The following is a 24,401-nucleotide window of genomic DNA, read 5'->3' on the forward strand; positions in this document are numbered from 1 at the left end:
CAGCCCTTGTTGTTTTTCTCTCCTCGGTTTTCCCTCACCCGCTGGCCTTGCACCATTTCAGGGCGTCAAATTGATGAAAATGCGCACAAAAGTAAAACAATTGTAATAATCACCTCACACAATCGTTACGGCGAGATTGTTTTCCCATCAGGGTTTGCGCTAAAAATGGGCTCGTTATTCAGCGACCTCAGGATGCACCAAAATAACGCCCCGTTATGGTGCACTCTTTGCCTGAAACGATCGATATTGTGCAACGGCTACCGCTTCGTTTGTTGAAAAACAACAGCTTGTAAAAGTGGCACGATTTTTTCATTAGGCTAGTCGTTCTCGCAGGGGATCGTCCCGTGGATATAAAAGGAAATGCTATGAAGTCTGTATTTAAAGTTTCACTGGCTGCACTGACCCTGGCTTTTGCGGTTTCTTCCCATGCCGCCAATAAGACCCTGGTTGTCGCCACCGATACGGCGTTCGTCCCGTTCGAATTTAAGCAAGGCGATAAGTATGTGGGTTTTGACGTTGACCTGTGGGCGGCCATCGCCAAAGAGCTGAAGCTCGACTACACCCTGAAGCCAATGGACTTCAGCGGCATTATCCCGGCGCTGCAAACCAAAAATATCGATCTGGCGCTGGCGGGGATCACCATTACCGACGAGCGTAAAAAAGCCATCGACTTCTCTGACGGCTACTACAAGAGCGGCCTGCTGGTGATGGTCAACGCTAATAATAACGACATCAAAGATGTGAAAGATCTGAACGGCAAAGTGGTCGCGGTGAAGAGCGGCACCGGCTCCGTTGACTACGCGAAAGCCAATATCAAAACCAAAGATCTGCGTCAGTTCCCGAACATCGATAACGCCTATATGGAGCTGGGTACCGGCCGCGCGGATGCGGTCCTGCACGATACACCGAACATCCTCTACTTCATCAAAACCGCGGGCAACGGCAAATTCAAAGCGGTAGGTGAATCACTGGAAGCGCAAAACTACGGTATCGCCTTCCCGAAAGGCAGCGACGAGCTGCGTGAGAAAGTGAACGGTGCGCTGAAAACGCTGCGCGAGAACGGCACCTACAACGAAATTTATAAAAAATGGTTCGGCACTGAACCAAAATAATAAAAACGTACATCGCCGGGCGCAGTCCCGGCGACTTCACAACGGTCTTCCGGCACAGACGTTGCGGGAGACAGTATTTTGGCGGAGGCTTTCCTCTGCTCTCGACACGGTAACAGGAACGTATTATGCAGTTTGACTGGAGTGCCATCTGGCCTGCCATTCCGATTTTGTTGGAAGGCGCCAAAATGACGCTGTGGATTTCCGTCCTCGGCCTGGCCGGCGGCCTGATCATCGGTCTGGTAGCCGGTTTCGCCCGCTGCTTCGGCGGCTGGATCGCCAACCACATCGCGCTGGTGTTTATTGAAATCATTCGCGGCACCCCGATTGTGGTGCAGGTTATGTTCATCTACTTTGCGCTGCCGATGGCCTTTAGCGATCTGCGCATTGACCCCTTCTCCGCGGCGGTAGTGACCATCATGATTAACTCGGGCGCCTATATCGCGGAAATTACCCGCGGCGCGGTGCTCTCCATTCATAAAGGCTTCCGCGAAGCGGGCCTGGCGCTGGGCCTGTCGCGTCGCGAAACCATTCGCCACGTGATCCTGCCGCTGGCGCTGCGCCGCATGCTGCCGCCGCTGGGCAACCAGTGGATCATCAGCATCAAGGACACCTCGCTGTTCATCGTCATCGGCGTCGCCGAACTGACCCGTCAGGGACAGGAGATCATCGCCGGCAACTTCCGCGCGCTGGAAATCTGGAGCGCCGTTGCCGTGATCTACCTGATCATCACCCTGGTCCTGAGCTTTATTCTGCGTCGTCTTGAAAGAAGGATGAAAATCCTGTGATTGAATTTAAAAACGTCTCCAAGCACTTTGGCCCGACCCAGGTGCTGCACGATATCTCTCTGAAAATCAATCAGGGTGAAGTGGTGGTCATTATCGGCCCGTCCGGCTCCGGTAAATCGACGATGCTGCGCTGCATCAATAAACTGGAAGAGATCACCAGCGGCGATCTGATTGTCGATGGCCTGAAGGTCAACGATCCGAAGGTGGACGAACGTCTGATTCGTCAGGAAGCCGGGATGGTGTTCCAGCAGTTTTACCTGTTCCCGCACCTCACGGCGCTGGAAAACGTGATGTTTGGCCCGCTGCGGGTACGCGGCGCCAGCAAGCAGGCGGCGGAGAAGCTGGCGAAAGATCTGCTGGCGAAAGTCGGTCTGGCAGAGCGCGCGCATCACTATCCGTCTGAACTCTCCGGCGGCCAGCAGCAGCGTGTGGCCATCGCCCGCGCGCTGGCGGTGAAGCCGAAGATGATGCTGTTTGATGAGCCCACCTCCGCGCTCGACCCGGAACTGCGTCATGAAGTGCTCAAGGTGATGCAGGATCTGGCGGAAGAGGGCATGACGATGGTGATTGTGACCCACGAAATCGGCTTTGCCGAAAAAGTGGCCTCGCGACTGATCTTTATCGACAAGGGACGAATTGCCGAAGACGGCAACCCACAGGAGCTGGTGAACAACCCGCCAAGCCCGCGTCTGCGGGAATTCCTGCAGCACGTCGCCTGACCCACAACGGCTCTCTCCGTCGCGGAGAGAGCCGCTTTCCAGATTCCTCTTCCCTCCCCTTCCGCCATCGGCTTCTATACTTACCCGTTTACGTTGCAACGGAGGTGCCCATGCCGTGGATCCTGCTTTTGCTCGCTGCGCTGTTTACTCCCCCGCTTTCCGCCGCCGCCCTGCCCGGCGTGCCGACCGCTAATGCCGATAAAACCAGCGCCAGCGAACCCGATGTAGAACAGAAAAGAGCGGCCTATGCCGCGCTGGCCGACGTGCTGGCCAACGACTCCGCCCGCCAGGAGCTCATTGACCAGCTGCGTAAAGCGGCCGCCACGCCGCCGCCCGACAGCACCCCGACGCTGACGCCGCCGGCGGTGAAAGAAGAGACCACGGTGCTGGAGAACGTCACGCAGATCAGCCGGGAATATGGCGATGAGTTCTCATCGCGCTTCTCCCAGCTGTGGCGCAATATTACCGGCTCGCCGCATAAGCCCTTTAATCCGCAAACCTTTACCAGCGCCGCCTGGCATTTTTTACTGCTGGCCGGGCTGGTGTTTACCTTCTGGTGGCTGGTACGCCTCGCGGCGCTGCCGCTGTATCGTAAAATGGGCGAATGGGGACGGCATAAAAACCGCGATCGCGGAAACTGGCTCCAGCTGCCGTTGACCATCGCCGGGGCGTTTATCATCGATCTGCTGCTGCTGGCGCTGACCCTGTTTATCGGTCAGCTGTTGAGCGATCGCCTGAATGGCGACAACCCTACTATCGCCTTCCAGCAGAGCCTTTTCCTCAACGCCTTCGCGCTGATCGAATTCTTTAAAGCCATCCTGCGGCTCATTTTCTGCCCGCGCATCCCGGCGCTCAGGCCCTTTAACCTCAGCGACGAGGCCGCCTCCTACTGGAGCCTGCGCCTGAGCGCCCTCAGCAGCCTGATCGGCTACGGCCTGATCGTCGCGGTGCCGATTATCTCCAACCAGGTGAATGTTCAGGTCGGCGCGCTGGCTAACGTCGTCATCATGCTGTGCATTACGCTGTGGGCGCTGTATCTGATTTTCCATAACAAAGCGGTGATTACGCAGGGGCTGATCCATCTGGCTGACCGCTCGCTCTCCTTCTTTAGCCTGTTTATCCGCGCCTTCGCCCTGGTCTGGCACTGGCTGGCCTGCGCCTACTTTGTGGTGCTCTTTTTCTTTTCCCTGTTCGACCCAGGCAACAGCCTGAAATTTATGATGGGCGCCACCCTGCGCAGCCTGGCGATTATCGGCGGCGCGGCGCTGGTGTCCGGCATTCTGTCGCGCTGGATAGCCAAAACCATCACCCTCTCCCCTGCCACTCAGCGCAACTATCCTGAGCTGCAAAAGCGGTTGAACGGCTGGATCTCCGCGTCGCTGAAGGCAGCGCGTATTCTCACCGTCTGCGTCGCCATCATGCTGCTCCTGAGCGCCTGGGGGCTGTTTGACTTCCGCGAATGGCTGCACAACGATGCCGGGCAAAAAACGGTGGATGTGCTGATCCGTATCGCCCTTATCCTCTTCTTCTCCGCTATCGGCTGGACGGTGCTGGCCAGCCTGATCGAAAACCGGCTGGCTTCGGATATCCATGGCCGCCCGCTGCCCAGCGCGCGGGCCAGGACGCTGCTGACGCTGTTTCGCAACGCGCTGGCGGTGGTGATCAGCACCATCACGGTGATGATTTTGCTCTCGGAGATTGGGGTCAATATCGCGCCGCTGCTGGCGGGCGCCGGGGCGTTGGGGCTGGCCATCTCGTTTGGCGCGCAAACCCTGGTTAAAGACATTATCACCGGCATTTTTATCCAGTTTGAGAACGGGATGAATACCGGCGATCTGGTCACCATCGGTCCTTTGACCGGCACGGTGGAACGGATGTCGATTCGCTCAGTGGGGGTGCGCCAGGATACCGGCGCTTATCACATTATCCCCTGGTCCTCGATCACCACCTTTGCCAACTTCGTGCGCGGCATTGGCTCGGTGGTGGCCAACTATGACGTCGACCGCCATGAGGATCTGGATAAAGCCAGTCAGGCGCTGAAGGCGGCGGTGGACGATCTGCTGGACCAGGAGGAGATCCGCGGCCTGATCATTGGCGAACCGTCGTTCGCCGGGCTGGTGGGGCTGAGCAATACCGCCTTTACGCTGCGCGTCAGCTTCACCACCCTGCCGCTGAAGCAGTGGACGGTGCGTTTTGCCCTCGACACCCAGGTGAAAAAGCACTTCGACCGCGCCGGGGTTCGCGCCCCGGTACAAACCTGGCAGCAGCTGCCGATGCCGGGCGCCGACAGCCCGGCCGCGGAGTAGTTAGAACGGACGGCGGCGTTTGGCGTCGTCCATAAAGCTCCAGGCGATAAAGCGGCTCTGCTTTTGCCCCTGGGCCATCTCTTTTTTCACCACTTTCACTGCCCCGACCTCGGTCAGCAGGCGGTAGAGCGGCGGCAGATTGTCGCCGCGCGACACCAGCGAGGTAAACCATTTCACCTGGCGGGCGAAGGCCTGACTTTCGCGGATCATCTGCGAGATAAAGGCCACTTCGCCCCCTTCGCACCACAGCTCCTGCTGCTGACCGCCAAAGTTAAGCCCGCTGTCGGCGCCGAGTCCGAGATTGCGGCGCTTGCGCTCACCGCCCGCCCGGGCGCTCTCTGCGGAGTCATGGAACGGCGGATTACACAGCGTGGCGTCATAGGTCTCGTTTTTGTGGATCACGCCGTGGAAGATAGCCTGGCTCTCTTTTTGCCGACGCAGACGGATCTGCCGGGTCAACCCCGGGTTGCCATTGACAATCGCCTGCGCGCTGGCGAAGGCTTCCGGGCTGATTTCGCTGCCGGTAAAGCGCCAGCCGTACTCGTGAACGCCGATCAGGGGATAAATGAGGTTGGCGCCGGTGCCAATATCAAGGATCGTGGCTTGCTTCGGCACTTCGCCGCTGTCCCCGGCCAGCAAATCCGCCAGATGATGAATATAATCGGCCCGCCCGGGCACCGGCGGACAGAGAAAACCATCAGGAATGTCCCAGTGTTTGACCGCGTAGAAATGCGCCAGCAGCGCTTTATTCAACGCCTTTACCGCCTGCGGATTGGCAAAATCAATAGTCTGCTCACCCAGCGGATTGAGCGTAATGTATCCCTGCAGGTCAGGATGCGCCTGGCAGAGCGCGGGCAGGTCGTAGCGTTGATGGTGGCGGTTACGCGGGTGTAACCCCGGTTTCTGGGCTTTCATGACAATCTCCTTTGAACAGCCGCGTAAGATACCCGTTGACGGCCGCTCGGTAAATAAGGGAGTCTGGATATCTCCTTTATCCGTGACAGGTGCAGCATGTACTTTTATCAACCTTCGCAGGGCCACGGCCTGCCGCATGACCCGCTCAACGCAATAATCGGGCCTCGCCCGATAGGCTGGATCGCCTCGCAGGACGCCGAGGGCCAGCGTAATCTGGCGCCATACAGCTTTTTTAACTGCTTTAACTATCGCCCGCCGATCATTGGTTTCGCCAGCAGCGGCTGGAAAGACAGCGTGCGAAATATCGTCGAAACGAAGGAGTTCGTCTGGAACCTGGCGACGCGCCCGCTGGCCGCCGCGATGAACGAAACCTCCGCCTCGATCCCGCACCATGAGGATGAATTCGTGCGCGCCGGACTCACCGCCGCCGCCAGCCGCCTGGTCAAGGCCCCCCGGGTGGCGGAGAGCCCGGTGAACTTTGAGTGCCGCCTGTCGCAATGTATTCAGCTCACCACCGCCGACGGCAACCTTGTCGATACATGGCTGGTGCTCGGCGAAGTGGTCGCCGTGCATATCGATGAATCACTGCTGGAGAACGGCATCTATCAAACCGCCCGCGCTCAGCCGATCCTGCGTGCCGGGGGGCCAAGCGCCTATTACAGTATTGATGACAGCCTGCGTTTTGACATGATCCGCCCGGATGCCCGCTAAATAATATCCCTGGCGCGGGGACCGCTACCCTGCGCCGGTTGCGGGCGAAACGCCTTGTTTTTGCATAAAAAATTCCCTACCGCGCGGGCTGGAAAGGCCTACACTTAAGCTATGTCCCATGCTGTTTATGAGGATATGCTGATGAAAATCACCTCGCTGCTGTTTGCCGCTGCGCTTGCCGCTCATGCCGACGCGGCCTCTTCCCTGCCGCCGCCCCCCGCACTGCCCTATGACGGGCCGCTGCGTCCTGTCGGCACCGTCTCCGCCTCCGGCGCCCGCACCCTTGACGACCTGGTGGCCGCCCTCGCGGATAAGGCCCACCGTCGTGGGGCGATAGCCTGGCGGGTCAATGCCGCCAGCAGCGGTAACCGGCTGTACGGTTCAGCTATAATTTATCAATAACCCTTTTAAAGGAGGCAGACAATGGCATCAGGTTGGGCAGGCGACGGCGCCGTACAGGATCAGATCGACAGCACCATTGACGATGCGGTGGCTCGCGCCCGCCGCGAGCTTCCGCACGGCGAAAGCAACAAATTTTGTGATGAATGCGGAGAGCCGATTCCGGAGGCGCGCCGACAGGCGATACCCGGGGTGAGATACTGCGTGAAGTGCCAGCAGGAGAAAGATTTACATAACAATACATTTTCAGGATATAATCGCCGTGGTTCCAAGGATAGCCAGCTACGCTGACTTTCCTTTACCGTTCATGACAGCCTTTCGCATTATCTTTTCGCGCACACTTTTTGGCGATAAATGTCGCAATATGTGCCCTTAAGCGTGCCGGTCTCCCTCGCTCCGCCATCAGACAAAAAGAATGAGAAATAATTTATTAATAATCAGTAAATTATTAATCATTCAAAAAATTAGATGAAGACTGTGAATTTCCTTCGATTTTATCTCCCGCAAAAAAGCGTGATACTTATCACATCGACGGAACATCGTCCCCTGAACAGAACAACCTGCGAGAGATTAACTATGAAAAACATCAAATATGCTGCCGCTGCCATCGCTCTGACCGCCCTTTCCTTCGGCGCCTTTGCCGCCGAGCCGGTTACCCCCGCTCAGGCTGAAAGCATGAATAAGATCGGCGTGGTGTCTGCGCAAGGCGCAACCACGTTAGATGGTCTGGAAGCGAAACTGGCTGCTAAAGCCGAAGCCGCTGGCGCAACCGGCTATAGCATCACTTCCGCTAACACCAACAACAAACTGAGCGGTACCGCGGTTATCTATAAATAATCGCAGCTCAACCCTGTAAGCCACTGAATTAACCCTGAAAAGACCTTTAATACCCTTGCCTTGCCCGTCCGAGCCACCGGACGGGCTTTTTTTTATTCTGCCGAGCCAATCACCAGCAGTCGTTGACGCGGCTGAGCCCCTGCTCCAGGGTTGAGACCTCCCCGCAGGCCAGCAGACAGCAGGCAAGCTGGATCTTCAGCGAGTGGGGTACCGGTTCGACGCCAGCGACGCAGCGCTCGATCCAGCGCGCGGTCACTTCGGGATCTTTTGAGGCCGGCAGAATGACTTCCTCCGCCGCTGCCTCGGTCTGACGGTCGCACAGCGCCCGCACGCCCTGGTCATCGATCAGGCTGATCTGCGGGCAGCGCTGCGGGTTGGCGTACACTTCGCCTTCGGTACCGTGCATCAGCAGCGCGCGGCCACCGGTCTCGCGAAAGAAGCTCGCCACCCTGGGAACATATTCCGGATGCGATACGCTGGAGAGACGTAACGCCTCCCCTTCGCCAAACGGCGTGGCCAGTTTGGCCAACGTATGGGCGCTGTTGCGCACGCCCATCCGCCAGCGCATCGCCAGCTGTTTCTCCAGCGGCGGGCAGAAGGCGCCCACCGGGATATATACCGGTTCATGCCCCTCCAGCTGCGCCTGAGCCTGGCCGGCATGCCGGGTAGCCGGAATGTCCAGCAGGGTAAAAATGGTCTCGGTCAGCACCCGGGTCGGATCGTGACTGACGCCGTGAACCACGACCGGAAACCCCAGCTTGTGCAGGAGCATCGCCAGCAGAGGCGTCAGGTTCGCCTGCTTGCGCGCGCCGTTGTAGCTGGGGATAACGATCGGCATCGGCTTGCCAGCCGGCGGGGTCAGGCGCAGAGTATGCTGCTGCATCGCGGCGTAAAAGCCTTTCATCTCCGCTTCGCCTTCGCCTTTGATGCGCAGGGCGATTAATATTCCCCCCAGCTCCAGCTCCGGCACCTCGCCGTTCAGCATCCGCGCGTAGAGCGCACGGGCGGTCTCTTCATCCAGGTCGCGGGCATGATTCTTACCGCGGCCCACCTCTTTTATAATTTTGCTGTACTCCATGGCTCCCCCTGTTGCGTCACGCGCCGGCGTCAACGACGTTTGCGGCCTGTCTGTTTTGCTGTCTGTTTTGCTTTACGTTTTACTATAACCTCCGGGACGCCCGGCTGCTCTATGGGAAAAACAGGTAACGCGTTCAGTAGACGCGCGCCGTAGTTTTTGGTCAACAGACGCTTATCGTAAATCACCACCTCTCCCCAGCAGTGATGGCTACGGATCAGACGCCCCACCTGCTGAATAAGATTAAAGGAGGCGCTGGGCAAACTCTGTACCTCGAAGGGATAACGATTGAGGCTTTTCAGCCATTCGCCTTCGGTGATCACTACCGGGCTGTCGATGGGCGGAAAGGCGATTTTATGGATATGCACCTGGCTTAACAGATCGCCTTTTAAATCGAGACCTTCGGCAAAGGACTGCAGGCCCACCAGCACGCTGCGCTCGCCGCTTTCCACCCGTTTGCGATGCAGCTCCACCAGCCGGTAGCGCGGCTGGTCGCCCTGCACCAGCAGCATCAGGCGCAGATCGGTCACATGCTCCAGGAAGCGATTCATCGCTCGCCCGCTGGCGAACAGCACCAGCATCCCGAGATGTTTCTTGCTCTCCACCTGCTGGCGAAAATAGGCCGCCATCTCGGCGATGTGCTGCTCTTCGTTATCCATCAGCGGTTCATAGCGCATTTGAGGAATAATAATTTTCCCCTGCTCTACGTGGTTGAACGGCGAATCCAGCGCCACGAAGCGGTCGCCCGCTTTCTCCTTCAGGCCGCTCATCTCCTGCAGGCGCGAGAAGCTGTTTAGAGAGCGCAGCGTCGCTGACGTCACCACGATATGCGGCACGCTGCGCCACAGCAGTCGTTCAAGCTGATCGCTGACGCGGATGCCGACGCAGTGGAACCAGACGTGGATCTGGCCGTCGCGCACCACCCGCGTCGCCCATTTGGTCACCGGCGCGCCAGAGGACTGCGCCAGCGACGCCAGACGCCACAGCTTGCTTTGGCTTTCAAACATGCCGAGGGCGCGGTTCATCTGCAGCAGCACCCGATGCAGGCGCACCACGTCATGGCTGCCGGTCTTTTCGCTGAGATCGTTAAGGAACAGCTCCGCCAGCCCGCGCAGCGTCTCGGTGAGCTTCGCCAGCCGCTGGCAGATCTCCATCACCTCCTGCGGCAGTTCGCCCATCGGGAAGCGATGCTCCGCTTCCTGACCGGTGGGCATATAGAGATTGAGAATATTATTCAACGACGCAATCAGCTCGAACAGCTCTTCGCAATGGCCGGCGAGCCGCTCCGCATTGGCCAGCGGTGGCGTGGTTTTCGGGCGGAACTGCTCCATGCAGGTAGCCACCAGCTTGCAGAACAGATCCAGCTGCAGGCGAAACCAGGGGGCGGTGATCTCGGCGCTCATCTCCAGCGCGTCGCGGGCGACGTCCGGCAGATGATGACCTTCATCGAGGACCAGCAGCAGGTTTTTCGGCTCCGGCAGCACCGCCTCGCTCTCCATCGCCGCCATCACCAGCGCATGGTTGGCCACCACCACTTCCGCCTCCTGAATTTCCCGCCGCGCCACAAAGAACGGACACTCCCGATAGTAGTGGCAGTTGCGGTTCAGGCAGCTGGCCTTATCGGTGCTCAGCCGGCTCCACAGCCCATCGTCGATGGCTTTGTCGGTATGGTCGCGCAGCCCGTCCCAGCGGTAGCTGTCGAGATCCTGCTTCAGCGTCGCGCACAGCTTCTGCTCGGCCTGGTTGTTCGGGGTGAGATCGTCGTCGAGGAAGGCCAGCAGATCCTGCTGCGTCGGCTCGGTGCTGGCCAGCGCCGTCAGATTGCGCGGGCAGACGTAGCGTCCGCGACCAAAGGCGGCGGTGAAGCGCAGGTCGGGGATAATCTTGCGCAGCAGCGGCAGGTCTTTACTGTAGATTTGATCCTGCAGGGCGACGTTGGCGGTGCTGACCACCAGCGTTTTTTGTTCCTCACGGGCGATGGCAATGCCGGGGATCAGATATGACAGCGTTTTACCCACGCCGGTCGGCGCTTCGATAGCCAGATGCCGGCCCTCATCCCCGGCGAGGGTTTTCGCCACATCAGCGATCATCTGCCGCTGCGGGGGGCGGGGAATAAAGTCCGGGATCTGTTCCTGAAGCGCCTTATACCAGGCGGCGATTTGCGCTTTCAGCGCAGCGGTCAAAGCCATGAGAAAACCTGAATACTGTATAAACAGCCACTATTGTGCCATTTTTGCCCGCCCGGAGGTATTGCTTTCTGCTCAGTGTGGAAGCGTGCTCGACAAATAGTGTAATGGAAAGAAAAAGGCCCGCCGCCGCGTAGCGGACAGACGGGCCTGAGCCGTGCTTAACCGCATTCTCGCGGTCCGGGCATCAGCCTGTTATTCGCCAGCCGGTTTACGCGGGCGACGGCGGCGCGGCGGTTTGCCGTCCTGAGTGCGCGCTTTCGGCGCCTCGCCGTCCTGACGACGCGGGGCGCTGCTCTGGCTGCGCGGCTGTCCGCTGCGCCCCTGGCCCTGGCCGCCGCGTCCCTGACCACGACCGCCGCCGCGCTGCTGGCGACCGTTCTGGATAGGTTCGGCTTTAATGGACGGATCCGGCTCATAGCCGGCAATCGCGATGCGCGGGATCTCTTTCTTCAGCAGGCGCTCGATATCGCGCAGCAGCTTGTGCTCATCCACGCACACCAGCGATAAGGCTTCGCCGGTGGCCGCCGCGCGACCGGTACGGCCGATACGGTGGACATAATCTTCCGGCACGTTCGGCAGCTCGTAGTTCACCACGTGCGGCAGCTCTTCGATATCCAGACCGCGGGCGGCGATATCGGTCGCCACCAGCACGCGAATGCCGCCGGATTTAAAGTCGGCCAGCGCGCGGGTACGCGCCCCCTGGCTCTTGTTGCCATGGATCGCCGCGCTGCGGATGCCGTCTTTGTTGAGCTGCTCCGCGAGGTGGTTGGCGCCATGCTTGGTGCGGGTAAAGACCAGCACCTGCTGCCAGTTGCCTTCGCCGATAAGCTGCGACAGCAGCTCGCGCTTACGGTTTTTGTCAACAAAATGGACGTGCTGGGTGATCTGCTCGGAGGCCGTGTTGCGACGCGCCACTTCCACTTCCAGCGGGTTGTGCAGCAGTTTCTCAGCCAGGCCTTTGATCTCGTCGGAGAAGGTCGCCGAGAACAGCAGGTTCTGCCGACGCGGCGGCAGTTTAGCCAGTACGCGGCGGATGTCATGGATAAAGCCCATATCCAGCATGCGGTCCGCTTCATCCAGTACGAGGATTTCCACTTTATCGAGGCTGACGGCGTTCTGGTGTTCCAGGTCCAGCAGACGGCCCGGGGTGGCGACGAGGATATCGACGCCGCCGCGCAGCTTCATCATCTGCGGGTTGATGCTCACGCCGCCGAACACCACCAGAGAGCGAACATTCAGATATTTGCTGTAATCCCGCACGTTCTCGCCCACCTGCGCCGCCAGCTCGCGGGTCGGGGTCAGGATCAGCGCGCGCACCGGGCGACGACCCTTCGCGTGCGGCTCGTTCTGGATCAGGCGCTGCAGCAGCGGCAGAGTAAAGCCCGCCGTTTTACCGGTGCCGGTCTGGGCGCTGGCCATCAGGTCGCGGCCCTGCAGTACCGCCGGGATCGCCTGCTGCTGGATAGGGGTCGGCTCAACGTAGCCCTGCTCAGCGACAGCGCGCAGGATATCGGGATTCAGGCCAAGGGAATCAAAAGACATAACAACTCCGAACCGCCCCGGCCCGGTGAAGGGCGTAGTTTTCAGGGAGATTATTGCGATAAGAGATGGCAAAAACCACAATGCCATGAAGGGGCGCAGTCTAGCAGATTTTGTGACAGGCCGCATAAAATCTGCAAAAGAATGCCGCGCCTGGCTGGCGGGGGGAAGAAGGCCGCTGAGGGCGCTCAGCGGCCAGGCGGGTCGCCACAGCGCGGTTAACGCAGACGATACTTAATTTTTTCAACGATCTTCGCGGTGGAGATGCCGTAGCGATCGTGGAGGGTCGGCAGCGCGCCGGCTAACAGGAACGCGTCAGGCAGCCCTACGGTATCCAGCTCGCAGCGAACCCCTTTGCGCATCAGCAGGGCGGCCACCGCCTCTCCTAACCCGCCGACCGCGGTGTGGTTTTCGGCGGTGACCACCAGGCGACCCGGCTTCGACGCCTGTTCAATAATCGCTTGTTCATCCAGCGGTTTGATGGTCGGCACGTGCAGGACCGCCACGCTGATATTATCGTCCCGCAGCTTTTCAACCGCCTCCAGCGCGCGCATGGTCATTAGCCCGGAGGAGATAATCAACACGTCGTTGCCGTCCTCCAGCAGCTTCGCTTTGCCCAGTTCGAACTGATAGTCGTATTTATCCAGCACCAGCGGCACTTTCCCGCGCAGCAGGCGCATATAAACCGGGCCATGGTGATCGGCAATGGCCGGTACCGCCTGCTCAATCTCCAGCGCATCGCAGGGATCGACGATGACCATTCCGGGGATACCACGCATGATCGCCAGATCTTCGGTGGCCTGATGACTGGGGCCATAGCCGGTCGTCAGGCCCGGTAGCGCCGCGCAAATCTTGACGTTCAGATGCTCTTCAGCGATCACCTGATGAATAAAATCATAGGCGCGACGGGTCGCAAAGGCGGCATAGGTGGTGGCGAAGGGAATAAATCCCTCCTTCGCCATGCCTCCCGCCGCCGCCATCAGCAGTTGCTCCGCCATTCCCATCTGGAAAAAGCGATCCGGGAAGGCCTGGGCGAAAATATGCAGGTCAGTATATTTTGACAGGTCCGCTGTCATACCGACGATCGCCGGGCGCTGCGCCGCGAGTTTCGACAGCGCGACGCCGAAGGGCGCAGAGACGGTGGCCTGGCCTTCATCGGCAATCGAGGCGATCATCGCCGACGTTTTTAAACGAGGTTTACTCTGGCTCATTACAGCACTCCTTCCGGTTTGTTAGCGTCCAGCACCGCAATCGCTTTTTGCCATTCGTCGGCATCGACGCGAATAAAATGATTCTTATCGCGGGTTTCGAGGAACGGCACCCCTTTGCCCATCAGCGTGTCGCACAAAATGACCCGCGGCTGGTTGCCGGAAAAACTTTTCGCGTTGTCAAAGGCGGCCATCACCGCCGGCAGATCGTTACCGTCTACGCGCTGCACGTACCAGCCGAAGGCGGCCCATTTATCCTGCAGCGGCTCAAAGCCGAGGATTTTGCGTGAATCGCCGTCGGCCTGCTGTTTGTTGACGTCGACAAGGTTAATCAGGTTGGTCAGGCCATAGTGAGCCGCCGACATCGCCGCTTCCCAGGTCGAACCTTCATCCAGCTCCCCATCGGACATCGAGTTATAGACCCAGGCCTTGCTCTGTTTCTGCCGCAGGCCGAGCGCCATGCCGACGGCGATAGACAGCCCCTGCCCCAGCGAGCCGCCGGACATCTCCATCCCCGGGGTGTAGGTCGCCATGCCGGACATCGGCAGGCGGCTGTCGTCGGAGCCGTAGGTTTCCAGTTCCGCTTCCGGAATAATGCCCGCCTCCAGCAACGCGGCATAATAAGCGATAGCGTAATGGCCATGAGAAAGCAGGAAGCGATCGCGCCCCTCCCACTCAGGATCTTCCGGGCGATAGGTCATGGCGTAACTGAAGGCGGTAGCCAGCACATCGGCATACCCCAGCGCCTGGCCAATATAGCCCTGCCCCTGAACTTCCCCCATTTGCAGGGCATAGCGGCGGATACGCCACGCCGCCGCGGCGACTTTTTGTGATTCGGTGATGTTCATCTCTGTGCCTCGCTTAGTGAATTAACATGCCGCCGTTAACGTCCAGGGTGATCCCGGTGGAGTAGGAAGAGAGGTCGCTGCCGAGGAACAGCGCGGCGCGGGCGATGTCCACCGCGTCGCCGAGGCGGTTCATCGGAATGCCGGCAAGAATATTGGCCGTCATGTCGTCCGTCAGCTTGCCGGCGGTAATGTCGGTCTGAATTAGCCCCGGGGTGATGCAGTTAACGCGGACGTTGTCCGGGCCAAGCTCGCGCGCCATCGCCCGCGCCAGGCCGAGCACGCCGGCTTTTGCCGCGCTGTAGTGCGGACCGCCGAAGATACCGCCGCCGCGCTGGGCGGAAACGGACGAGATGCAGACGATGCTGCCGGATTTTTGCGACCGCATCGTGGGGATCACCGCCTGTGACATCAGCAGCGTGCCGCGCAGGCTGACATCGAGCACCGCGTCATAGTTGGCGCGCTTGATGTCCATTAGCTTCAGCGGCTGGGTGATGCCGGCGTTATTGACCAGCACATCGACCCGGCCGTATTTCGCCAGAATCTGTTCGATGGCCGCCTGCACCTGCACTTCGTCGGCGACGTTCGCCGCCAGGCCGAGATGGCCTTCGCCCAGCGCCGCCGCGGCGGTTTTACTGGCTTCGCCATTGAGGTCGATAATGACCACTTTCGCGCCGTTTTCGGCGAATAATTTCGCGGTCGCAAAACCCAAACCGCGTGCGGAGGCCGCGCCAGTAATAATGGCGACTTTATCTTTTAATAACATAGTTTCACTCCATGACATTACGTCATATTAATTAACAGGATCTATTTTCGTTATTGTGGCTCATCGAGGAAAAGAATCACCACCAAACCGATTGCGGCGCAGATACCAAAATAGGTAAAGACAGAATTAAAGCTCCCCGTTTTATCCAGTAAGAAACCGGCCACCATCGGCGCCACAAATCCGCCGAGGTTGCCGCCGCTATTAATAATGGAAGAGGCGATCGGATAGGTTTTGCTGTCCGAAACGGCCATACCGTAGGCGGTAAAAGCCGGCCAGCCGATATTCAAACAGAAACCGACAAAGAATAAACCAATACAGACCGCCAGGGTGCTTGCCGGTATATTCAGCATAATTAACATCATGACTACGGTTGATACCGCTGTGAATATCATGGTTGGTTTACGCCGACGGCCTAATAATTTATCCGAAATCCATCCGCCGCCAATCGCGCCAATAAAGCCGCCGATGCACGGCATACTGGCCACGAACCCCATACTCATCACATCGAAACCGCGCTCTTTCACTAAATACAGCGGGATCCAGGTTAATAATCCATATAACACGCTGACCATCATAAAATATGCGAGGCAGTCTCCGAGAATATTTTTTGAGGTAAATAATCCCTTCGCCGTATCCACAGGCGGCATTTTTTTCACCCGGATAATTTTATCCAGCCAGGTGAAGCGATCGGCGATTAATATATTTTCACGTACACCGTCATTATGATGGCTGTCCCGCCCGGCATTAATCTCTGCCAGTTCGCTTGGAGATACGAATCCGCTTTCCGCGGGCTTTGACTTCACCAACAGGTACCACGCTATCGCTGCTACGATCCCGGGAATAGCAAAGGAGAAAAAGACCCACCGCCAGCCCCAGGTCACCGCAATCCACACCGCCAGCGGCGGCACGATAATCGGGGCAAACATGGTCGCCGCGATGTAAACGCCGGTTGCCGTGGCTTTCTCTTTCGGCGGAAACCAGTTGTTTATCGTCGACGCCAGCCCCACCGGGCAGGGACCTTCGCTTAGTCCCAAGCCCAGCCGCACCAGCTTCAGGCCAAATACGGAGCTCACCGTGCCCATCAGCCAGGTAAAAGCGGAGAAGCCGAAAATAGATAGCGAAACCAGCCCTCGAGTGCCGCGTCTGGCGATGAAAAAGCCGGCCGGGATCTGGCTGACCGCATAGCCGAGGAAAAACATACTGGCAATCGCTCCGGCCTCAAAATTATTGATATGGAATTCATCAATGATAAACGGCAGTACCGCGCCGATATTCGTTCTGTCGGCGTAATTGATGGCATACACCAGGAAAATCATCGTCAAAACTACAAAACGATATTTTGTTTTCCTGGCGTCAGTACAGACCAGCGTATCTATACGTGACATAGGGTTTCCTCATCTTATACCTCATCCACTTCGCCGTAGGTTGCCGCCTGGGTTCGCCGCGTTTCACGCGCCCTGGCGCAACAAGAGAGACATGTCTTTTCGCACAGCGAAACAGGTGGTTAGGTGTTTTATTATTGCGACCCAAGCGCATCGCAGTTTGTGATCAGGCCTGTGAGGGGAATATAACAACCCAAAAATGAAAAGGTATTCAAAAAAGCTCAATTATGATTGAGAAAAATTGAGTTAGTGACTCCCCGCAAATTTTAGCGTTTACTGAGAGGGGCGATTTTAACGAGATAAATTGTTAAGCCCATCACAAATTAAAAGGTTATTTTCGCTTTTCCCTATGCTGTTCATCACGGCTGCGCCACGCTGTTCGCCATTTTCTTTTATTCGCGCCCCGCGCAGGATGCCGCCATGAGTCAACCGCTGCCCAATAAAAATCTGCCGATGCCCTCTTTACGCAATATCCAGGCTTTTATTGAAGTCGCCGCAACCGGCAGCCTCAACCTGGCCGCAGAGAACCTCAACATTACCGCCTCGGCGGTCAGCCACCAGATAGCCAGTCTGGAGCACTTGCTGGGAAAAAAACTGTTCTCCCGCAGCAGCAAAGGCGTGATGTTAACTGCAGTGGGAGAAAAATATCTCAAAGAGGTCTCCGGAGCGCTGAATATGATTGGCCAGGCCACCAGCCAGGTGATCAACGATATTCATCAGGATTATTTACGCATTCACTCAGCGCCGAGCTTCGGCCTGCTGTGGCTGATGCCGCGGCTGGATAAATTCCGTCAGGCATGGCCGGAGCTAAAAATTAGCCTGACCTGCTCTTACGAAAGCATTCAGTTCTCCCGGGATAATATTGATATCGATATTCGCCACGGGCTGTCGCAGTGGCCGACGCTGCTGGTCAGGACCATTAAAAATGAGTGCGTCCTGCCCTACAGCGCCTCCTCTTATTTAGCCCGCCATGCGGTTCGCGCCCCGGAAGATCTGCTGGCCTGCGATCTGATCCATTCCGACAGCACCTTAATTAACTGGAGCAACTGGCTGTCGTGGCACAAGGTCCGCGGCTGGCACAAAAACTTTATCTTTAATTTCGACCGGTCGTACATGAGCATCGAGGCGGCCCGGATGGGGATGGGGGTGATCCTGGAAAGCAATCTGCTGGCCGGCGGCCACGTGCGTCAGGGGCAGCTGACGCCGGTGTTTGCCGACGAGCGGAGTATGCCGGTCGGCGCGCACCACTTCGTCCTTCCCCATGCCAATGAACAGAAGGAAAAGGTCCAGCGCTTCTTCGCCTGGGTCGCCGGGGAGCTACAGGAAGACGGTTTTCATATTTAGTCCTGGCTGGTGGACAAACCGCCAGTCGGCGCCTAAAGTTAATCAATCGATTGATTAATTTTTTCAGAGCGCGATGACCAGTAAAGGCGAACAGGCAAAAAGCCAGCTTATCGCGGCCGCTATCGCCCAGTTTGGCGAGTACGGCCAGCATGCCACCACCCGCGATATCGCCGCCCAGGCCGGGCAGAATATCGCCGCTATCACCTACTATTTTGGCTCGAAAGACGACCTGTATCTCGCCTGCGGCCAGTGGATCGCCGATTTTATCGGAGACAATTTTCGCCCGCACGCCGAAGCGGCGGAGGCCCTGCTCGCCGGAGAGTTGCCGGATCGCCAGGCGATCCGCGCCCTCATCCTCAGCGCCTGCCATAACATGATCCTGCTGCTGACCCAGGATGATACGGTCAACTTGAGCAAATTTATTTCCCGGGAACAGCTGGCGCCCACCGCCGCGTACCATCTGATCCACCAGCAGGTGATCGCCCCCCTGCACCACTATCTCACCCGGCTGATCGCCGCCTGGACGGGTCGCGATGCCGGTGATACGCAAATGATCCTCCATACCCACGCCCTGCTGGGCGAGGTGCTCGCTTTCCGTCTCGGGCGTGAAACCATCCTGCTGCGCACCGGCTGGACGCAGTTTGACGCGCAAAAAACCGAACAGATTTTTGAGGTCATTACCTGTCATATCGATTTCATTCTGCATGGGTTATCGCAAAGGAGTTTGGGCTGATGAAAAAACCCGTCGTCGTCATTCTGCTGATCGTGATTCTTCTCGCCGCGCTGGGCGGCGGCTGGTGGTGGTACCAGAGCAGCCGGCAGCAGCCGCTGACTCTGTATGGCAATGTCGATATCCGCACCGTCAATATGAGCTTTCGCGTCGGCGGCAGACTGGCCTCGCTGACCGTCGACGAAGGCGACAGCATCCGCGCGGGGCAAACCCTCGGCGAGCTTGACCGTGCCCCCTATGAAAACGCCCTGCTGCAGGCGCAGGCCAACGTCTCCACCGCCCAGGCGCAGTATGACCTGATGATGGCCGGCTACCGCTCGGAAGAGATTGCCCAGGCCGCGGCGGCAGTGAATCAGGCGCAGGCCGCTTACGACTACGCGCAAAACTTTTATCAGCGCCAGCTGGGTTTACGCGCCAGCAGCGCCATTTCCGCCAACGATCTGGAGAATGCCCGCTCCTCGCGCGACCAGGCGCAGGCAACGCTGAAGTCAGCGCAGGATAAACTGCGTCAATACCGCGCCGGCAATCGTCCGCAGGAGATAGCCCAGGCCAAAGCCAGCCTCGAACAGGCGCAGGCGGCGCTGGCCCAGGCTAAACTGGACCTGCACGACACCGTGCTGACCGCCCCTTCCGACGGCACGCTGATGACCCGCGCCGTCGAGCCCGGCACTATGCTCAACGCCGGCGGCACCGTGCTAACCCTCTCCCTGACCCATCCAGTATGGGTCCGCGCCTACGTTGACGAGAAAAACCTCGGCCAGGCGCAGCCGGGACAAGCAGTGCTGCTCTATACCGACAGCCGGCCGGATAAGCCCTATCACGGCAAAATCGGCTTTGTCTCGCCGAGCGCTGAGTTCACGCCGAAGACTGTCGAGACGCCGGACCTGCGCACCGATCTGGTCTACCGTCTGCGCATCGTGGTAACCGACGCCGACGGCGCGCTGCGCCAGGGGATGCCGGTGACCGTCTCCTTTGACAACGGGAACGGACATGAGTGAGGCCGTCATCGCCTTAAACGGCCTGAGCCGCCGTTTCCCCGGGATGGACAGGCCAGCGGTGGCCCCGCTGACCTGTACGATCCGCGCCGGCTACGTCACGGGGCTGGTAGGCCCCGACGGCGCAGGGAAAACCACCCTCATGCGGATGCTCGCCGGGTTGCTTAAGCCTGATGAGGGCAGCGCCAGGGTGATTGGCTTTGATCCGCTAAAAGACGACAGCGCTCTGCACGCGGTGCTCGGCTATATGCCGCAGAAGTTCGGCCTGTATGAAGATCTGACGGTGATGGAAAACCTCACCCTGTATGCCGATCTACGCAGCGTCACCGGCGAGGCGCGGAAGAAAATTTTCGACCGCCTGCTGGAATTCACCGCCCTTGGCCCGTTCACCGGGCGGCTGGCGGGCAAGCTCTCCGGCGGCATGAAGCAAAAGCTGGGGCTCGCCTGTACCCTGGTGGGTGACCCGAAGGTGCTGCTGCTGGATGAGCCCGGCGTCGGCGTCGACCCGATCTCCCGCCGCGAGCTATGGCAGATGGTGCACGAGCTGGCCGGCGACGGCATGCTGATCCTGTGGAGCACCTCTTATCTCGATGAAGCCGAGCAGTGTCGCGATGTGCTGCTGATGAACGAAGGTAAACTGCTCTATCAAGGGGAGCCGACGGCCCTGACGCAAACCATGGCCGGGCGCAGCTTTCTGGTCTCCAGCCCGCAGGAGAACAACCGCCGCCTGCTGCAGCGGGCGCTGAAGCTGCCGCAGGTTAGCGACGGCGTGATTCAGGGCAAATCGGTGCGTCTGATCCTGAAAAAGGAGGCGCGCATCGATGAGGTTCAGCAACATGACGATATGCCGTCGCTGCAGGTGACCGACACCGCGCCGCGCTTTGAAGACGCCTTTATCGACCTGCTCGGCGGCGCCGGGACCGCCGAATCGCCGCTGGGGGCAATTATCCATCGCGTTGACGGCAGCAAAGACGAAACGGTGATTGAGGCGCAGTCGCTGACTAAAAAATTTGGCGATTTCGCCGCCACCGACCACGTCGATTTCCAGGTCAAGCGCGGCGAGATCTTCGGCCTGCTCGGCCCCAACGGCGCAGGGAAATCCACCACTTTCAAAATGATGTGCGGCCTGCTGGTGCCCACCTCCGGCAAAGCGCTGGTGCTGGGGATGGATCTCAAGGTCAGCTCCGGCAAGGCGCGTCAGCATCTGGGCTATATGGCGCAAAAATTTTCGCTGTACGGCAACCTCAGCGTCGAACAGAACCTGCGCTTTTTCTCCGGGGTCTACGGCCTGCGCGGTCGGGCGCAAAATGACAAAATTGCCCGCATGAGCGATGCCTTCGGTCTGAACAGCATCGCCCGCCACGCCGCCGACGAGCTGCCGCTCGGCTATAAGCAGCGGCTGGCGCTGGCCTGTTCCTTGATGCATGAACCCGACATTCTTTTTCTCGACGAACCCACCTCCGGGGTCGATCCCCTCACGCGTCGCGAGTTTTGGCTGCATATCAACAGCATGGTGGATAAAGGGGTGACGGTGATGGTCACCACTCACTTTATGGATGAAGCGGAGTATTGCGACCGCATTGGGCTGGTCTATCACGGTAAGCTTATCGCCAGCGGCACCCCGGACGCGCTGAAGGCCCAGGCGGCGGATGACAACCAGACGGACCCGACCATGGAGCAGGCGTTTATTACCCTGATTAACCGTTGGGATAAGGAGAATGGCCATGAGCAGTAATCTCCTCTCCTGGCGGCGGGTCCGCGCCCTGTGCGTCAAAGAGACCCGGCAGATCGTCCGCGATCCCAGCAGCTGGCTGATTGCGGTGGTGATCCCTCTGCTGCTGCTGTTTATCTTCGGCTACGGCATTAACCTCGACTCCAGCAAGCTGCGGGTGGGGGTTCTGCTGGAGCAGCAGAGCGAAGAGGCGCTGGACTTCGTGCATACCATGACCGGCTCGCCCTATATCGACGCCACCGTCAGTGACAATCGCCAGCGGCTAATTGAGCTGATGCAGGCCGGTCGCATCCGCGCGATGGTGGTCATTCCGGTGGACTTCGACCGCCAGATGGCCCGCCCCGGCGCCACTGCGCCGCTCCAGCTCATCACCGACGGCAGCGAGCCCAATACCGCTAACTTCGCCCAGGGCTACGTGGAGGGTATCTGGCAGATCTGGCAGCAGCAGCGGGCGGAAGACCGCGGCGAGACCTTTGAACCGCTGATCGACGTGCAGATGCGCTACTGGTTTAACCCGGCGGCCATCAGCCAGCACTTTATTATCCCCGGAGCGATCACCATTATCATGACCGTGGTCGGCGCGATACTGACCTCGCTGGTGGTGGCCCGCGAATGGGAGCGCGGCACCATGGAGGCGCTGCTGTCGACAGAGATCACCCGCGCTGAACTGCTGCTGTGCAAGCTCATCCCCTATTACTTCCTCGGCATGCTGGCGATGCTGCTGTGTATGCTGGTGTCGGTGTTTATTCTCGGCGTGCCCTATCGCGGTTCGCTGCCGATCCTGTTTGTCATCACCAGTCTGTTTTTGCTCAGTACCCTGGGGATGGGACTGCTGATCTCGACGATCACCCGCAACCAGTTTAACGCCGCGCAGGTGGCGCTGAACGCCGCCTTTTTACCGTCGATAATGCTGTCCGGGTTTATTTTCCAGATAGACAGCATGCCGGCGGTGATCCGCGCGGTGACCTATGTGATCCCGGCGCGCTATTTCGTCAACACCCTGCAAAGCCTGTTTCTGGCGGGCAATATTCCGGTGGTGCTGCTGGTGAATGTGCTGTTTTTGATTGCTTCGGCGGTGATGTTTATCGGCCTGACGTGGCTGAAAACCAAACGGCGTCTGGATTAGGTTTTGCCCGGTGGCGCTGCGCTGACCGGGCCTACGGTTTAACCAACATCGATTATACGGTTCGCCGAACCCGTACGCCGGGCGAACGCAGTACCGCCCGGCGTTGTTGAATGGGCCAAAGGAGCTAATATGTTTCACCGTTTATGGACATTGATCCGCAAAGAGCTGCAGTCGCTGCTGCGCGAACCGCAGACGCGGGCGATTTTAATCATGCCCGTGCTGATTCAGGTGCTGCTGTTTCCCTTTGCCGCGACGCTGGAGGTGACCAACGCCACCATCGCCATCTATAACGAGGACAGCGGTCGCCACGCGGTGGAACTCACTCAGCGCTTTGCCCGCGCCAAAGCCTTTACCCACGTCCTGCTGCTGAAAAGCCCGCAGGCGATCCAGCCGACCATCGATGAACAAAAAGCCCTGCTGGTGGTGCGCTTCCCGGCGGATTTCTCACGCAACCTCGACAACTATCAAACCGCCCCGCTGCAGCTCCTGCTCGACGGGCGCAACTCCAACAGCGCGCAAATCGCCGCCAACTATCTGCAGCAGGTCGTGAAAAATTACCAGCAGGAACTGCTGGAGGACAAAGCGAAGCCGAACAATAGCGAACTGGTGGTGCGCAACTGGTATAACCCGAATCTCGACTACAAGTGGTTCGTGGTGCCGTCGCTCATCGCCATGATCACCACCATCGGGGTGATGATCGTCACCTCGCTGTCGGTGGCCCGCGAGCGCGAGCAGGGCACCCTCGATCAGCTGCTGGTCTCGCCTCTCGCCACCTGGCAAATCTTTGTTGGTAAAGCGGTGCCGGCGCTGATCGTCGCCACCCTGCAGGCGACTATCGTGCTGGCGATTGGTATCTGGGCCTATCAGATCCCGTTTGCCGGCTCGCTGCTGCTGTTCTATTTCACCATGGTGATTTACGGTCTATCGCTGGTGGGCTTTGGCTTATTGATCTCATCGCTGTGCGCCACGCAGCAGCAGGCGTTTATCGGCGTATTCGTCTTTATGATGCCGGCGATTCTTCTCTCCGGCTACGTTTCACCGGTGGAAAACATGCCGCAGTGGCTGCAGGATCTGACGTGGATAAACCCGATCCGCCACTTTACCGATATCACCAAGCAAATTTATCTGAAGGATGCGAGTCTGGAGATTGTGTGGGGAAGTTTGTGGCCGCTACTGGTCATAGCGGCCACCACCGGCTCAGCGGCGTATGCGATGTTCCGAAGAAAGATTGCGTAATTTTTTATCTTTCGCCAGCAGCGAGACCACCGCCGGGCCTGCCAGTATCACCAGCCCGGCGAGGGCCAGCAGCAGGTTGTTGTGCAGCACGCGCGACAGCAGCCACAGCGCTATCATGGCGGCGCCGAAGTACCAGGTGGTGGTGAGCTCCTCAAGGAAGTCTCCCACATCGCGCCAGCGCGCCTCGTGATGACGCTGCAGAAACAGCATCGCCAGCAGCGTGACGCTGTAGAGGACGCACAGCCCTAATCCGACGCGCACCAGCGCGCCGCTCATCCATCCCATCACCAGCACTGCCACGACCAGTAGATGCAACATAATCTGCCAGCAACTAAGACCTGTTGCGACGCGTACACGTTGTTGCCACTTCATGGCTTCTCTCCTGAAGGATTTTTCTCTGCTACTCAGAGTACCGCACTTTACGGAAAATTCCGTAACACCGCATCTTTT

The 24,401-nt window shown here is 58.8% G+C and carries 24 protein-coding genes; 14 read left to right on the top strand and 10 right to left on the bottom strand.

The window, feature by feature from the left end; genetic code table 11:
- Positions 1–365 precede the first annotated feature (365 nt).
- From glnH to ybiO, 4 genes are all read left to right on the top strand, one after another.
- Positions 366–1,112 (top strand): glutamine ABC transporter substrate-binding protein GlnH, encoded by a 747-nt coding sequence (glnH, locus tag QLG03_RS07165; RefSeq protein WP_004886198.1) that lies wholly within the window; start codon positions 366–368, stop codon positions 1,110–1,112.
- A 125-nt stretch (positions 1,113–1,237) separates the two neighbouring features.
- Positions 1,238–1,897, top strand: a complete 660-nt coding sequence (glnP, locus tag QLG03_RS07170) for a glutamine ABC transporter permease GlnP (RefSeq protein ID WP_002895837.1) — start codon at positions 1,238–1,240, stop codon at positions 1,895–1,897.
- Entirely contained in the window at positions 1,894–2,616 is a 723-nt protein-coding gene (gene glnQ, locus QLG03_RS07175) for a glutamine ABC transporter ATP-binding protein GlnQ (protein WP_004212183.1), read from the top strand. Before glnP ends, glnQ begins: the two co-directional genes overlap by 4 nt.
- A 110-nt stretch (positions 2,617–2,726) precedes the next feature.
- On the top strand, positions 2,727–4,922 hold the full coding sequence (ybiO, locus tag QLG03_RS07180; RefSeq protein WP_255988169.1) for a mechanosensitive channel protein: 2,196 nt from the start codon (positions 2,727–2,729) through the stop codon (positions 4,920–4,922).
- On the opposite strand, the gene rlmF is transcribed toward ybiO, so the two are convergent.
- Entirely contained in the window at positions 4,923–5,837 is a 915-nt protein-coding gene (gene rlmF, locus QLG03_RS07185; RefSeq protein WP_044521825.1) for a 23S rRNA (adenine(1618)-N(6))-methyltransferase RlmF, read from the bottom strand.
- Between the two features lie 96 nt (positions 5,838–5,933).
- On the opposite strand from rlmF, the gene QLG03_RS07190 reads away from it, so the two are divergent.
- From QLG03_RS07190 to ybiJ, 4 genes are all read left to right on the top strand, one after another.
- Positions 5,934–6,548: a flavin reductase family protein gene (locus QLG03_RS07190; RefSeq protein ID WP_023288943.1), complete on the top strand. Its 615-nt coding sequence runs from the start codon at positions 5,934–5,936 to the stop codon at positions 6,546–6,548.
- A 141-nt stretch (positions 6,549–6,689) separates the two neighbouring features.
- A complete protein-coding gene (locus QLG03_RS07195; protein WP_255988172.1) occupies positions 6,690–6,950 on the top strand; it encodes a DUF1471 domain-containing protein in 261 nt (86 codons plus the stop codon).
- Between the two features lie 21 nt (positions 6,951–6,971).
- The gene (locus QLG03_RS07200; protein WP_023288941.1) at positions 6,972–7,238 is read left to right on the top strand and encodes a DksA/TraR family C4-type zinc finger protein; all 267 of its coding nucleotides are present in this window, start codon (positions 6,972–6,974) and stop codon (positions 7,236–7,238) included.
- A gap of 285 nt (positions 7,239–7,523) precedes the next feature.
- Positions 7,524–7,784 carry a DUF1471 family protein YbiJ gene (ybiJ, locus tag QLG03_RS07205; protein ID WP_004176772.1) on the top strand — a complete coding sequence of 87 codons (261 nt, stop codon included), beginning with the start codon at positions 7,524–7,526 and terminating at the stop codon, positions 7,782–7,784.
- A 109-nt stretch (positions 7,785–7,893) separates the two neighbouring features.
- On the opposite strand, the gene ybiB is transcribed toward ybiJ, so the two are convergent.
- The 8 genes from ybiB to QLG03_RS07245 form a co-directional block, all read right to left on the bottom strand.
- The gene (gene ybiB / locus QLG03_RS07210; protein ID WP_032455217.1) at positions 7,894–8,862 is read right to left on the bottom strand and encodes a DNA-binding protein YbiB; all 969 of its coding nucleotides are present in this window, start codon (positions 8,860–8,862) and stop codon (positions 7,894–7,896) included.
- A gap of 29 nt (positions 8,863–8,891) precedes the next feature.
- Complete coding sequence (dinG, locus tag QLG03_RS07215) at positions 8,892–11,048, bottom strand: ATP-dependent DNA helicase DinG (RefSeq protein ID WP_255988175.1); 2,157 nt, start codon at positions 11,046–11,048, stop codon at positions 8,892–8,894.
- 192 nt (positions 11,049–11,240) lie between these two features.
- Positions 11,241–12,590 (bottom strand): ATP-dependent RNA helicase RhlE, encoded by a 1,350-nt coding sequence (gene rhlE, locus QLG03_RS07220; protein WP_023288938.1) that lies wholly within the window; start codon positions 12,588–12,590, stop codon positions 11,241–11,243.
- Between the two features lie 215 nt (positions 12,591–12,805).
- A complete protein-coding gene (locus QLG03_RS07225) occupies positions 12,806–13,798 on the bottom strand; it encodes a transketolase family protein (protein ID WP_032455214.1) in 993 nt (330 codons plus the stop codon).
- A complete protein-coding gene (locus tag QLG03_RS07230; RefSeq protein ID WP_048334488.1) occupies positions 13,798–14,643 on the bottom strand; it encodes a transketolase in 846 nt (281 codons plus the stop codon). The genes QLG03_RS07225 and QLG03_RS07230 overlap by 1 nt, the downstream gene beginning before the upstream one ends.
- A 13-nt stretch (positions 14,644–14,656) precedes the next feature.
- Positions 14,657–15,406, bottom strand: coding sequence for a glucose 1-dehydrogenase (locus QLG03_RS07235; protein ID WP_072421942.1), 750 nt, complete (start codon positions 15,404–15,406; stop codon positions 14,657–14,659).
- A gap of 50 nt (positions 15,407–15,456) precedes the next feature.
- Positions 15,457–16,791, bottom strand: coding sequence for an MFS transporter (locus QLG03_RS07240; protein WP_048297113.1), 1,335 nt, complete (start codon positions 16,789–16,791; stop codon positions 15,457–15,459).
- Between the two features lie 288 nt (positions 16,792–17,079).
- Positions 17,080–17,217, bottom strand: a complete 138-nt coding sequence (locus QLG03_RS07245; RefSeq protein WP_032428692.1) for a hypothetical protein — start codon at positions 17,215–17,217, stop codon at positions 17,080–17,082.
- Here QLG03_RS07245 and QLG03_RS07250 point away from each other — a divergent pair.
- The 6 genes from QLG03_RS07250 (at position 17,209) to QLG03_RS07275 (ending at position 23,951) form a co-directional block, all read left to right on the top strand.
- The gene (locus QLG03_RS07250; protein WP_044521808.1) at positions 17,209–18,132 is read left to right on the top strand and encodes a LysR substrate-binding domain-containing protein; all 924 of its coding nucleotides are present in this window, start codon (positions 17,209–17,211) and stop codon (positions 18,130–18,132) included. The two genes, QLG03_RS07245 and QLG03_RS07250, sit on opposite strands and share 9 nt — an antisense overlap.
- A gap of 73 nt (positions 18,133–18,205) precedes the next feature.
- Complete coding sequence (gene cecR, locus QLG03_RS07255; protein ID WP_255988179.1) at positions 18,206–18,865, top strand: transcriptional regulator CecR; 660 nt, start codon at positions 18,206–18,208, stop codon at positions 18,863–18,865.
- Positions 18,865–19,860: a secretion protein HlyD gene (hlyD, locus tag QLG03_RS07260; protein ID WP_023288931.1), complete on the top strand. Its 996-nt coding sequence runs from the start codon at positions 18,865–18,867 to the stop codon at positions 19,858–19,860. Before cecR ends, hlyD begins: the two co-directional genes overlap by 1 nt.
- Complete coding sequence (locus QLG03_RS07265; protein WP_023288930.1) at positions 19,853–21,592, top strand: ATP-binding cassette domain-containing protein; 1,740 nt, start codon at positions 19,853–19,855, stop codon at positions 21,590–21,592. The genes hlyD and QLG03_RS07265 overlap by 8 nt, the downstream gene beginning before the upstream one ends.
- On the top strand, positions 21,582–22,715 hold the full coding sequence (locus tag QLG03_RS07270; RefSeq protein ID WP_023288929.1) for an ABC transporter permease: 1,134 nt from the start codon (positions 21,582–21,584) through the stop codon (positions 22,713–22,715). The genes QLG03_RS07265 and QLG03_RS07270 overlap by 11 nt, the downstream gene beginning before the upstream one ends.
- Before the next feature lie 129 nt (positions 22,716–22,844).
- Positions 22,845–23,951, top strand: a complete 1,107-nt coding sequence (locus tag QLG03_RS07275; protein ID WP_023288928.1) for an ABC transporter permease — start codon at positions 22,845–22,847, stop codon at positions 23,949–23,951.
- On the opposite strand, the gene QLG03_RS07280 is transcribed toward QLG03_RS07275, so the two are convergent.
- Positions 23,913–24,323 (bottom strand): YbhQ family protein, encoded by a 411-nt coding sequence (locus QLG03_RS07280; RefSeq protein ID WP_012542390.1) that lies wholly within the window; start codon positions 24,321–24,323, stop codon positions 23,913–23,915. The two genes, QLG03_RS07275 and QLG03_RS07280, sit on opposite strands and share 39 nt — an antisense overlap.
- Positions 24,324–24,401 lie beyond the last annotated feature (78 nt).

Origin of the sequence: Klebsiella sp. V115_8 (assembly GCF_029967715.1) — a bacterium.
Classification (GTDB): Bacteria; Pseudomonadota; Gammaproteobacteria; order Enterobacterales; family Enterobacteriaceae; genus Klebsiella; species Klebsiella quasipneumoniae.